The 12,411-nt window shown below is 71.5% G+C and carries 9 protein-coding genes; all 9 read left to right on the forward strand.

The genetic code is table 11. From position 1 onward, the window contains the following. Positions 1–74 precede the first annotated feature (74 nt). The 9 genes from ACH4RG_RS18020 to ACH4RG_RS18060 all read left to right on the forward strand — a co-directional run bounded on the left by ACH4RG_RS18020 (position 75) and on the right by ACH4RG_RS18060 (position 12,410). Positions 75–1,109 carry a substrate-binding domain-containing protein gene (locus ACH4RG_RS18020; protein ID WP_398539805.1) on the forward strand — a complete coding sequence of 345 codons (1,035 nt, stop codon included), beginning with the start codon at positions 75–77 and terminating at the stop codon, positions 1,107–1,109. A gap of 71 nt (positions 1,110–1,180) precedes the next feature. Beyond that, positions 1,181–2,425, forward strand: a complete 1,245-nt coding sequence (locus ACH4RG_RS18025) for a Gfo/Idh/MocA family protein (RefSeq protein WP_397917351.1) — start codon at positions 1,181–1,183, stop codon at positions 2,423–2,425. Between the two features lie 6 nt (positions 2,426–2,431). Next, positions 2,432–3,436: a sugar phosphate isomerase/epimerase gene (locus ACH4RG_RS18030; protein WP_217226895.1), complete on the forward strand. Its 1,005-nt coding sequence runs from the start codon at positions 2,432–2,434 to the stop codon at positions 3,434–3,436. Between the two features lie 288 nt (positions 3,437–3,724). Beyond that, positions 3,725–7,444, forward strand: coding sequence for a ThuA domain-containing protein (locus ACH4RG_RS18035; RefSeq protein WP_398539806.1), 3,720 nt, complete (start codon positions 3,725–3,727; stop codon positions 7,442–7,444). A gap of 92 nt (positions 7,445–7,536) precedes the next feature. Continuing rightward, entirely contained in the window at positions 7,537–8,739 is a 1,203-nt protein-coding gene (locus tag ACH4RG_RS18040; RefSeq protein WP_398539807.1) for an inositol-3-phosphate synthase, read from the forward strand. Then, on the forward strand, positions 8,736–10,010 hold the full coding sequence (locus ACH4RG_RS18045) for an SCO3242 family prenyltransferase (protein ID WP_397927029.1): 1,275 nt from the start codon (positions 8,736–8,738) through the stop codon (positions 10,008–10,010). The genes ACH4RG_RS18040 and ACH4RG_RS18045 overlap by 4 nt, the downstream gene beginning before the upstream one ends. Beyond that, the gene (locus ACH4RG_RS18050) at positions 10,007–10,879 is read left to right on the forward strand and encodes a sugar phosphate isomerase/epimerase family protein (protein WP_398539808.1); all 873 of its coding nucleotides are present in this window, start codon (positions 10,007–10,009) and stop codon (positions 10,877–10,879) included. The genes ACH4RG_RS18045 and ACH4RG_RS18050 overlap by 4 nt, the downstream gene beginning before the upstream one ends. Continuing rightward, entirely contained in the window at positions 10,873–11,562 is a 690-nt protein-coding gene (locus tag ACH4RG_RS18055) for an EboA domain-containing protein (RefSeq protein ID WP_397927031.1), read from the forward strand. The genes ACH4RG_RS18050 and ACH4RG_RS18055 overlap by 7 nt, the downstream gene beginning before the upstream one ends. Then, on the forward strand, positions 11,562–12,410 hold the full coding sequence (locus tag ACH4RG_RS18060; RefSeq protein WP_398539809.1) for a TatD family hydrolase: 849 nt from the start codon (positions 11,562–11,564) through the stop codon (positions 12,408–12,410). The genes ACH4RG_RS18055 and ACH4RG_RS18060 overlap by 1 nt, the downstream gene beginning before the upstream one ends. The last annotated feature ends 1 nt before the right edge of the window (position 12,411 follow it).

Below are 12,411 nucleotides of genomic sequence, written 5' to 3' on the forward strand. Positions count from 1 at the left end.
CCGCGCACCCCGGCCCCTGAACGCCCCGCACCCCGCACCTCGTACGCACCCACCGGATGAAGGGTCAGACCGTCATGCCAGAAACCAGCCGCAGAGGGCTGCTGTTCGGAACCGCCGCCGTCTCCGCGGGCGCGCTCCTCACCGCGTGTACCAGCAACGAGCCCAAGAAGACCGAGCCCGCCGGCAACAGCGCCCCCGCCGACGACAAGCCGGGCAAGGCCGTCACCATCGGCTTCGCCGGACCGCAGGCCGACCACGGCTGGCTCAACGCGATCAACGTGAACGCCAAATCCCGCGCGGAGACGTACTCCGACGTCACCCTGGAGACCACCGAGGGCTCCAACGACACCGCCGCCCAGATCGGCCAGGTCAAGACCCTCATCAACAAGAAGGTCGACGTCCTCGTCGTGCTCCCCGCCGACGGCAAGGCTCTCACCCAGGTCGGCCTGGAGGCCATGAGGGCGGGCATCCCCGTCGTCAACCTGGACCGCGTCTTCGCCTCCCCGCAGGCCTACCGCTGCTGGGTCGGCGGCGACAACTACGGCATGGGCCTCAACGCCGGTCACTACATCGGCGAACAACTCAAGGACAAGCCGAACGCCAAGGTCGTCGAGCTCGCCGGGATCGACAACCTGGAGCTGACCAAGCAGCGCAGCCAGGGCTTCGCCGACGCCCTCAAGAACTACTCCAACATCAAACCGGTGGCCCGTCAGGCCGCCGACTTCACTGTCGAGTCCGGCCAGGCCAAGATGGCTCAACTCCTCCAGGCGCAGAAGCAGTTCGACGCCCTGTGGAACCACGACGACGACCAGGGCGTCGGCGCGCTCCGCGCCATCGAGCAGGCGGGCCGGGACGAGTTCATCATGGTCGGCGGCGCCGGCGCCAAGTCCGCGATGGACGCCATCAAGGCCGACGACTCGGTCATCAAGGCCACCGTCCTCTACCCGCCGACGATGGCCGCGTCCGCGATCGACCTGGCACGGGCGCTGGGTCAGAGCAAGGGCGTCAGCGGTCTCTCCGAGATGGAGATCCCGACCTCCCTGACCCTGTACTCCGCGGTCGTGACGAAGGACAACATCGACCAGTACCTGCCGACGGGCTTCAACTGACCGGGACTCCGGGGGGTGCTCGGAGCGCATCCCCCGGCCCGTTACCGCACACCGATGAGGAGGAAGTCCGCATGGCCCGTAGTCAAGAGACGGAAACGCAAGCCCCAGCATCTTCGCCGCAGGACGCGCCGGGAACGCTCGGGGTCGGCATGGTCGGATACGCGTTCATGGGCGCCGCCCACTCGCAGGGGTGGCGCACCGCGGGACACGTCTTCGACCTGCCCCTGCGACCCGCTCTCGCCGCGATCTGCGGACGCGACCGCGCGGCCGTCGACGCCGCCGCGGCCCGGCACGGCTGGGCGGCCGCGGAGACCGACTGGCGGGCCCTGATCGCCCGGGACGATGTCCAGCTGATCGACATCTGCACCCCCGGCGACAGCCATGCGGAGATCGCCATCGCCGCCCTGGAGGCGGGCAAGCACGTCCTGTGCGAGAAGCCGCTCGCCAACACCGTCGCCGAGGCGGAGGCGATGGTCCGCGCCGCCGAGGCGGCCTCCGCCCGCGGGCAGGTGGCGATGGTGGGCTTCAACTACCGCAAAGTGCCCGCGATCTCCTTCGCCCGGCAGCTCATCGCCGAGGGCCGGCTCGGTCCGCTGCGCCATGTGCGGGCCACCTATCTCCAGGACTGGCTGGTGGACCCGGCCTCACCGCTCACCTGGCGGCTCAAGCGGGAGCACGCCGGGTCCGGCGCGCTCGGGGACCTCGGCGCCCACATCGTCGACCTCGCCCAGTACCTTTCGGGCGAACTGCTCACCGGAGTGTCCGCCGTGGCCGAGACGTTCGTGCGGGAGAGGCCCCTGCTCGCCGGGGCGTCCGCAGGGCTCTCGGGCAGCGCCGACACGGTGGAGCGGGGCGAGGTGACCGTGGATGACGCGGCGATCTTCACCGGGCGCCTCGCCTCCGGCGCACTGGCCTCCTTCGAGGCGACCCGGATGGCGGCGGGACGCAAGAACGCCCTGCGTCTGGAGATCAACGGGGAGCTGGGCTCCCTCGCCTTCGACCTGGAACGGCTCAACGAGCTGTCCTTCCACGACCACACCGAACCCGCCGCCACCGCGGGCTTCCGCCGCATCCTCGTCACCGAACCCGAGCACCCGTACCTGGAGGCCTGGTGGCCCCCGGGCCACGCCCTCGGCTACGAGCACACCTTCGTCCACCAGGCCCGCGACGTGGTGAACACGATCGCCGCAGGCGTTCCTCCCGTACCGTCGTTCGCGGACGGGCTCCAGGTGCAGCGGGTCCTCGCCGCCGTGGAGGAGAGCGCCGCAAAGAACTCCGTCCACACCCCGGTCCCGTCCTCGGACCTCAGGAGGTAGCCGCCCATGCCCCGCCCCTTCACCCTGTTCACCGGCCAGTGGGCCGACCTCCCGTTGGAGGAGGTCTGCAAGCACGCCCGGGACTTCGGCTACGACGGGCTCGAACTCGCCTGCTGGGGAGACCACTTCGAGGTCGACAAGGCGCTGGCCGACCCCGGATACCTGGACACCAGGCACCAACTGCTCGACAAGTACGGGCTGAAGTGCTTCGCGATCTCCAACCATCTGGTCGGCCAGGCCGTCTGCGACCACCCGATCGACGAACGCCACCAGGGCATCCTGCCCGCCCGCATCTGGGGCGACGGCGAGCCCGAAGGTGTACGGCAGCGGGCCGCGGCCGAGATCGCGGACACCGCCCGGGCCGCCGCCGCCTTCGGGGTGGACACGGTCATCGGGTTCACCGGCTCCTCGATCTGGCACCTCGTCGCGATGTTCCCGCCCGTCCCGCCGCACATGATCGAGCGGGGCTACGAGGACTTCGCCGAGCGCTGGAACCCGATCCTGGACGTCTTCGACGCCGAGGGGGTGCGCTTCGCCCACGAGGTGCACCCGAGCGAGATCGCGTACGACTACTGGACCACCAAGCGCGCCCTGGAAGCGGTGGACCACCGGCCCGCGTTCGGGCTGAACTTCGACCCGAGCCACTTCGTCTGGCAGGACCTGGACCCGGTCAACTTCCTCTACGACTTCCGCGACCGGATCTACCATGTGGACTGCAAGGAGGCCCGCAAGCGCCTCGACGGCCGCAACGGCCGCCTCGGCTCGCATCTGCCGTGGGGCGACCCCCGGCGCGGCTGGGACTTCGTCTCCGCCGGTCACGGTGACGTGCCGTGGGAGGACGTCTTCCGGATGCTCCGGTCCATCGGCTACGAGGGACCGGTCTCCGTGGAGTGGGAGGACGCCGGCATGGACCGGCTGACCGGCGCCCCGGAAGCGCTCGCCAGCCTCAAGCGCTTCGACTTCGACCCGCCGTCGGCCTCCTTCGACGCGGCCTTCGGCGGCGGCGAGTAGGACGCCCGGCCAAGCCCCGGGGTGCGATCCGTTACACGGCTCCCCGCCCCCGGGGCTGCCTCGCCCTGCCCGGAAACCCCTTTGTCCTGGCGGAAGAAGAAGTTCGACTTACCTCTCGCACAAGGGCTTTCCGTCGAGGACGAACAGGTCTACCGTCCATTTCGTGTACACGACATGACTCGCGTCACCGGGGTCGCTCCCGTCCCCGGTGACGCATGCGCGGCAGTCCCCGCGCGGCACGGCACGGCTACACCCGCCCGTACAACCGGCACTCTCCGGAGGACCTACGTGCACAGAACCAGAAAGCGGCTCCTGGCCCGGACCCGCGTCCGTAAATCGCTCGCGCTGTTCACCGGCGGCCTGCTCGCCGCCGCCACCCTGACCCTCGGCTCCGCCCCCGGCGCCACCGCCCACCCGGGACACCCCGGGCACGAGGAGCCCCTGGCGGAGGACTTCCAGCAAGTCACCCTGGCCAAGGGCGCCGAGGAGACCGGCGAGCCCATGTCGCTCGCCGTCCTCCCCGACCGCAGCGTGCTGCACACCTCCCGCAACGGCGAGCTGCGGATCACCGACAGCGCCGGGAACACCAAGATCTCCGGCACCCTCCCCGTGTACACGCACGACGAGGAAGGCCTCCAAGGCGTCGGTGTCGACCCCGACTTCGCCGAGAACCGCGCGATCTACCTCTTCTACGCACCGCCGATGGACACCCCCTCGGGCGACGCCCCGGAGACCGGCACCGCGGCCGACTTCGCGAAGTTCGAGGGAGTCAACCGGCTCTCCCGCTTCGTCCTCAACGAGGACGGCACCCTCGACACCGCCAGTGAGAAGAAGGTCCTGGACGTCGCCACCTCACGCGGCATGTGCTGCCACGTCGGCGGCGACATCGACTTCGACGCCGAGGGCAACCTCTACCTCTCCACCGGCGACGACACCAACCCGTTCGCCTCCGACGGCTTCACCCCGATCGACGAACGCCCCGACCGCAACCCGGCGTTCGACGCCCGCCGCACCTCGGGCAACACCAACGACCTGCGTGGCAAGATCCTGCGCATCAAGGTCGCCGAGGACGGCTCGTACGCCATTCCGGAGGGGAACCTCTTCGCACCCGGGACGGACAAGACGCGCCCCGAGATCTACGCGATGGGCTTCCGCAACCCCTTCCGCTTCTCCGTGGACCAGGCCACCGGCATCGTGTACGTCGGCGACTACGGCCCGGACGCCGGCGCGGCCGACCCCAAGCGCGGACCCGCCGGCAAGGTCGAGTTCGCCCGTGTGACGAAGGCCGCCAACTTCGGCTGGCCGTTCTGCGTCGGCGACAACGAGCCCTACATCGACTACGACTTCGGCACCAAGGCATCCGGCGCCGCCTTCGACTGCGCCGCCCCGAAGAACGAGTCGCCGCACAACACCGGGCTCGTCGACCTGCCGCCGGCCGAGGCCGCGTGGATCCCGTACGACGGTGGCTCCGTGCCCGAGTTCGGCACCGGCTCCGAGTCGCCGATGGGCGGGCCCGTCTACCGTTACGACGCGGACCTCGACTCCCCGGTGAAGTTCCCCGAGGCCTACGACGGCGACTTCTTCGCCGGTGAGTTCGGCCGCCAGTGGATCAAGCGCATCGAGCAGGACGCCGACGGCGGCGTCCAGTCCATCAACGACGTCCCCTGGTCCGGCACGCAGATCATGGATATGGCCTTCGGCCCGGACGGGGCCCTGTACGTCCTCGACTACGGCCTCGCCTGGTTCGGCGGCGACGAGAACTCCGCGCTCTACCGCATCGAGAACGCCACCGGAGGCCGCTCGCCCATCGCCGAGGCCGCGGCGAACAAGACCTCCGGCACCGCGCCCCTGAAGGTGAAGTTCTCCTCGGCCGGCACGGCCGACGGCGACGACGACCCGCTCACCTACGCCTGGGACTTCGGTGACGGCGGAAAGTCCACCGCCGCCAACCCGACGTACACGTACAAGAAGAACGGCACCTACACCGCCACCCTCACCGCCAAGGACCCGACCGGCCGCACCGGCTCCGCCAGCGTCCATGTCACCGTCGGCAACACCGCCCCGACCGTGAAGCTGGAACTCCCCGAGGACGGACAGCTCTTCGAGTTCGGTGACGCCGTGCCGTTCAAGGTGAACGTCAGCGACCCGGAGGACGGGACCATCGACTGCACCGAGGTCGAGGTCAAGTTCACCCTGGGCCACGACAGCCACGGCCACGACATCACCACCGAGCACGGCTGCGAGGGCACCATCAAGACCGCCATGGAAGGCGGCCACGACCCCAACGCCAACATCTACGGCGGCATCTCGGCCTCCTACACCGACCACGGCGGTGGCGGCCAGGCCAAGCTGACCGGCAAGGACGCCGCCCGGCTCCAGCCCAAGCACCGCCAGGCCGAGCACTTCGACGCCTCATCCGGCGTCACCACCCCGGCCAAATCCAGCGCGCACGGCGGCAAGACCGTCGGCGACATCCACAACGACGACTGGATCTCCTTCAAGACGTACGTCCTGGGCGGTACCACCAAGCTCACCGCCCGCGTCTCGTCGGCCGGTTCGGGCGGCTTCCTGGAAGTGCGCACCGGATCGCCCACCGGCAAGATCCTCGGCTCGGGACCCGTCCCGGTGACCGGCAGCTGGGACACCTTCCAGGACATCGACATCCCGCTGCGCGGGGCGCCCAAGAAGCAGACCGAACTCTTCCTGGTCTTCAAGGGCGGCGACGGAGCGCTCTACGACGTCGACGACTTCGAACTGTCCAACACCCCCGTCGACAGGACCGCCAAGCGCGTCCTGGTCTTCTCCAAGACCGCCGGCTTCCGCCACGACTCGATCCCCACGGGCATCGCGGCCCTGAAGGAGATCGGCAAGGACACCAACATCACGGTCGACTCCACCGAGTCCGCCGCCCAGTTCACCACCAGCAACCTGGCCCGCTACGACGCCGTCGCGTTCCTCTCCACCACCGGTGACGTCCTCAACGCCGAGCAGCAGAAGGCGTTCGAGAACTACGTCGCCACCGGTGGCGGCTACGTCGGCATCCACGCGGCGGCCGACACCGAGTACGACTGGGAGTTCTACGGGGGCCTCGTCGGCGCCTACTTCGACTCCCACCCGCAGATCCAGCCCGCCACCGTCCGCGTGGAGGACCACGACCACCCCGCCACCGCCCACCTGGACGAGGAGTGGGAGCGCACCGACGAGTGGTACAACTACGGCACCAACCCCCGGGACAAGGCCAAGGTCCTCGCCACACTCGACGAGACCACCTACACCGGCGGGAACATGAAGGGCGATCACCCGATCTCCTGGTGCCAGACCTACGAGGGCGGCCGCTCCTTCTACACCGGCCTCGGCCACACCAAGGAGTCCTACGCCGAGCCGGCCTTCCGCAGCCACGTGCTGGGCGGCCTGCGCTACGCCACCGGCCAGGTCAAGGCCGACTGCAAGCCGGACAAGGACTACCGGCCCATCTTCAACGGCAAGACGCTGGAAGGCTGGAAGCAGGCGGGCCCGGGGAAGTTCTCCGTCAGTGACGGAGCCCTGCACTCCGAGGGCGGCATGGGTCTGCTCACCTACCAGGCCAAGGAGCTGAAGTCGTACTCGCTGAAGCTCGACTGGAAGATGACCGGCGACGACAACTCCGGCATCTTCGTGGGCTTCCCGGAGTCCGACGACCCGTGGTCGGCGGTCAACAACGGGTATGAGATACAGATCGACGCCACCGACGCCGCCGACCGCACCACCGGCGCCGTCTACACCTTCAAGTCCGCCAACATCAAGGCCCGTGACCGCGTCCTGCGGCCGCCGGGACAGTGGAACAGCTACGAGATCAAGGTGCAGGGCGAACGTCTGCAGATCTTCCTCAACGGAGCGAAGATCAACGACTTCACCAACACCGACCCGGCCCGCAGTCTGAAGGACGGCTACATCGGCCTCCAGAACCACGGAGCCGACGACCAGGTGTCCTTCCGCAACATCCAACTGAAGGAGCTGCCCTCGCAGTAGGGCGGCCGCCTCTGCCGACGACGGGCGGGGGAAGCACCCGCCTTCCCCCGCCCGACGTCCTCCACCCCCGACATCCCCCAGGGAGGCAGCCCGTGACCGCACGCGCCGATCGTCAAGGCCGAACCGACGCCCCAGGCCGCAACGACGCTCCGAGCCCCTCGGAGGCCACCGGCCCCGACGGAGCCGCGGGCCGCACCGGCGTCTGGTTCATCGGAGCACGCGGCTCCGTGGCGACCACCGCCACCGCGGGCTGCGCCGCCATCGCCGCGGGCCTGCACCCGCCGACCGGCATGGTCACCGAGACGCCCCCCTTCGCCGACAGCGGCCTCCCCGCCCTGACCAGCCTGGTCTTCGGCGGCCACGACACCCTCGACTGCCCGCTCGCCAAGCGGGCCGAGGCCCTGGCCGACGGCGGTGTACTGTCCTACGCACTGCCCTCCGCCGTACGCGCCGACCTCGACGCCGCCGACGCCGAGATCCGCCCCGGCGGACCGCTCCCCGGCGACACCCGCACCGACCAGGAGCTCATCGCCGCCTTCGCCGCCGACCTCACCGGCTTCGCCCACCGCCACGGTCTGGCCCGCACCGTCGTCGTCAACGTCGCCTCCACCGAACCCGCGCCAGGACCCGACGACACCCGGCTGCCCGCCAGCTCGCTCTACGCGGCCGCCGCCCTGCGGGCCGGCTGCTCCTACGCCAACTTCACCCCGTCCACCGGCCTGCGCACCCCCGCGCTCACCGACACCGTCGCCTCCAGCGGACTTCCCCACGCCGGACGCGACGGCAAAACCGGCCAGACGCTGCTGCGTTCCGTACTCGCCCCGATGTTTCTCCAGCGCGCCCTCGCCGTACGGGCATGGTCCGGGTCCAACCTGTTGGGCGGCGGGGACGGGGCGGCGCTGGCCGATCCGGCGGCCGCCGCCGCCAAGAACGCCGGCAAGGAGCGCGTCCTCGCCGACACCTTCGGCGCCGCACCCGAGGGCGAGGTGCACATCGACGACGTGCCCGCGATGGGGGACTGGAAGACCGCCTGGGACCACATCGCCTTCGACGGCTTCCTCGGCTCCCGCATGATCCTCCAGACCATCTGGCAGGGCTGCGACTCCGCGCTCGCGGCCCCCCTGGTCCTGGACCTGGCACGGCTGCTCGCCCGCGCCCACGAGAAGGGGATCACCGGCCCCCTGCCGGAGCTCGGCTTCTACTTCAAGGACCCGGACGGCGGCACGTCGGCGGCGCTCGCCGAGCAGTACGCCACCTTGCTCACCTTCGCCGAGCGGCTGCGGGACCAGGCGTGAGGTGGCGACGGAACGCCCTCCGGGCCGCTCTGGCCTCGGCCCTGCCGGTACTCCCGGCCGGGCGCGCGAACGGTGTCGCACACGGCGTGGCAACGACCGCCGTGACCGATGATCGTCTGTCCGGTGCCGGCGGGACTGCGCCCGCACCGGACAGGCCCGAACCTCCCACCACGGGCCGGAACGGGGAACGGGGCGCGGACGCCGGCCCGGGCCGGCCCGGCCGGACAGCCGACCGGGGCGCGCCCCGGGAGCGCCTGCGGGCCTGGGCGGAACTGCTGCGGGTCTCCGCACTGTTCTCCGTGCCCGGGGACGCCCTGGCGGGCGCGGCGGCGGTGGGCCGCCGCCCCGGCCGGGGCACGGCCCTGGCGATGGGTGCGTCCTTGTGCCTGTACGAGGCCGGGATGGCCCTCAACGACTGGGCCGACCGCGACGAGGACGCCGTGGACCGCCCGCACCGCCCGATCCCCTCGGGCCGGATCAGCCCGGTGGCGGCCCTGGGCGCGGCCGGGGTGCTGACCGCCGCGGGCCTCGCCCTGGCGGCCCGCGCCGGCCGCCCCGCGCTGACCGTCGCCACGGGCCTGGCCGCCACGGTCTGGGCCTACGACCTGTACCTGAAGCACACGAAGGCGGGCCCGGCGGCCATGGCGGCGGCCCGCTCACTGGACCTGCTGCTGGGCGCGACGGCCACGGCGACGGGCGTACGCGCGCCGGGCGGCACCCGTTCACCCGACAACGTTGCCGCAGCGGCACACCGCGGCCGGCCCGCATGCCTGCCCGCGCTGCCCGCCGCCCTGGTGCTCGGGGCCCACACCTACGGCGTCACCGCCGTATCGCGCCACGAGACGCAGGGCGGCTCCACCGGCGCCCCGCCCGCGGTGCTGGCCACGACGACGGCACTCGCGGCAGCGGTGCTGCGGGAGTCCTGGGGACGGGCCCCCGACCGGCCCGGTACGGCGAGGGCGGACGCCGACGCCGGCCCCGTCGCGCGGCGTCTCGACACAGGCCCGCTCGGAAAGGTCACCGACCCCGTCCGGCTCCTGGTCATCGCGCTCACCGGCGCCTACCTCCGTACCGCAGGCCCACCCCTTCTGCACGCCGCGCTCAACCCGTCCCCGCCCCTGACCCAGCGCGCGGTCGGCGGAGGCATCCGGGCCATGATCCCGCTCCAGGCAGCACTCGCCGCCCGCGCCGGGGCACCCGTCACCGGTCTCGCCGTCATGGGCCTGGTCCCCCTCGCCCGCAGCCTCTCCCGGAAGGTGAGCCCCACATGACCCTCCACCTCGGATACGGCACCAACGGGCTCACCGACCTCCGCCTCGACGACGCCCTCGGCCTGCTCGCCGACCTCGGCTACGAAGGCGTCGGCCTGACCCTCGACCACATGCATCTGGACCCCATGGCCCCGGACCTCACCGACCGCACCCGCCAGGTCCGCCGCAGGCTCACCTCCCTCGGCCTCCGGGTCACCGTGGAGACCGGTGCCCGCTATGTCCTGGACCCGCGCCGCAAGCACGGTCCCTCCCTCCTCGACCCGGACCCCGACGCCCGGGCCGCCCGCACCGCGCTGCTGGTCCGCGCCGTCGACGTGGCCGCCGAACTCGGCGCGCCCGCCGTCCACTGCTTCAGTGGCGTCACCCCGCCCGGCACCTCGGCGGACACCGCGTGGAAACGGCTCACCGAAGCGCTCGCCCCCGTCATCGAAGCCGCCGACCGGTCCGGCGTTCCCCTCGCCATCGAGCCCGAACCCGGTCACCTCCTCGCCACCCTCGCCGACTTCCACCACCTGCGCGGCCTCCTCGGCGACCCGGGACCGCTCGGCCTCACCCTCGACATCGGCCACTGCCAGTGTCTGGAGGAGATGACACCCCTGGAGTGCGTCGAGGATTCCGCCCCCTGGCTCCGGCACGTCCAGATCGAGGACATGCGGCGCGGAGTCCACGAACACCTCCCGTTCGGCGAGGGGGAGATCGACTTTCCGCCCGTGCTCGCCGCCCTGGCCGCATCGGACTACCGGGGCCTCACCGTCGTCGAGCTGCCCCGCCACTCCCACGCCGGCCCCGAGCTGGCCCGCACCTCGATCGACTTCCTGCGCGACGCCCTGACACGCGGCACCGGGCCCCAGGGAGGCGTCCCGTGCTGAAGTCCCGCGAGGAACTCGACGCCGAACTCGGCGGAGCCGCCCGGGCCTGGCTCGACGAGGCCCTGGCCGAAGCGGCCCACGACGCGGCCACGCCCGACGCCCCCGGCCGGGAGGCGGCCGGCCCGTACACCTCCCCGCCCTGGGAGCTGCGCTACGCCGCCGCCGGCCGACACTGCGGCCTTGAGCACGCCGACTCCGTACGCTCCCTCCTGCTCATCCAGGCACGCGCCACGCTGCCCTCCGTCACCCGGCTCTACGAACAGGGCACCGCCGCCGAACGCCGCGCCGTCCTGCTCACCCTGCACCGCCTCGACCTCGGCTCCACCGCGCTCCCACTCGTCGAGGACGCCCTGCGCGCCAACGACACCCGGCTGGTCGCCGCGGCCGTCGGTCCCTACGCCGCCGACCACCTGGACACCCACGCCTGGCGGCACGCCGTACTCAAGTGCCTGTTCACCGAGGTGCCGGTCGCGGCCGTCGCCCGGCTCGGCGAGCGGGCCCGTGGAGACGCCGAACTCGCCCGTATGCTCGGCGACTTCGCCGCCGAACGCACCGCCGCGGGCCGCGCCGTCCCCGAGGACCTGCGCACGGTCCTCGACCTCACCGCCGCGGCCGACGAAGGCGCCCACCCGGCCCCGCCGACCGCGACTCCCGCAGCCCCCGCCCCCACGGAGGAGTCCTGATGCGCATCTTCGACCCCCACATCCACATGACCTCCCGCACCACCGACGACTATCAGGCGATGTACGACGCGGGCGTCCGCGCGCTCGTCGAACCCTCCTTCTGGCTCGGCCAGCCCCGCACCTCGCCCGCCAGCTTCTTCGACTACTTCGACGCGCTCCTCGGCTGGGAGCCCTTCCGCGCCTCCCAGTACGGCATCGCGCACCACTGCACGCTCGCCCTCAATCCCAAGGAGGCGAACGACCCCCGCTGCACCCCCGTCCTGGACGCGCTGCCCCGCTACCTCGTGAAGGACGGCGTCGTCGCCGTCGGCGAGATCGGCTACGACTCCATGACCCCGGCCGAGGACCACGCCCTCGCGGCCCAGCTCCAGCTCGCCGCCGACCACGGGCTGCCCGCCCTCGTCCACACCCCGCACCGCGACAAGCTCGCCGGTCTGCACCGCACCATCGACGTCGTCCGCGAATCGAACCTCCCCCCGGAGCACGTTCTCCTCGATCACCTCAATGAGACAACGGTAAAGGCCGCCACTGACAGCGGCTGCTGGGCCGGCTTCTCCATCTACCCGGACACCAAGATGGACGAGGACCGGATGGTCACCATCCTCCGGAACCACGGCACCGAGAAGATGATCGTCAACTCGGCCGCCGACTGGGGAAGGAGCGACCCCCTCAAGACCCGCAAGGTCGCCGACGCCATGCTGAAGGCCGGCTTCACCGAGGACGACGTCGACCAGGTGCTGTGGCGCAACCCGGTCGCCTTCTACGGCCAGAGCGGCCGCCTCCAACTCGACGTCCCGGCCCCCGATCCACTCCACGAGGGCAACTCCATCCTGCGCGGCGGGGAGTGAG

This window comes from Streptomyces sp. NPDC021019 (assembly GCF_044333295.1).
GTDB lineage: Bacteria > Actinomycetota > Actinomycetes > Streptomycetales > Streptomycetaceae > Streptomyces.

Bases quoted from the DNA above. Each gene is read 5' to 3' on its own strand.
- ACH4RG_RS18050 (WP_398539808.1), top strand. From the start codon at position 10,007: ATGACCCTCCACCTCGGATACGGCACCAACGGGCTCACCGACCTCCGC.
- ACH4RG_RS18025 (WP_397917351.1), top strand. From the start codon at position 1,181: ATGGCCCGTAGTCAAGAGACGGAAACGCAAGCCCCAGCATCTTCGCCG.
- ACH4RG_RS18060 (WP_398539809.1), top strand. From the start codon at position 11,562: ATGCGCATCTTCGACCCCCACATCCACATGACCTCCCGCACCACCGAC.
- ACH4RG_RS18030 (WP_217226895.1), top strand. From the start codon at position 2,432: ATGCCCCGCCCCTTCACCCTGTTCACCGGCCAGTGGGCCGACCTCCCG.
- ACH4RG_RS18020 (WP_398539805.1), top strand. From the start codon at position 75: ATGCCAGAAACCAGCCGCAGAGGGCTGCTGTTCGGAACCGCCGCCGTC.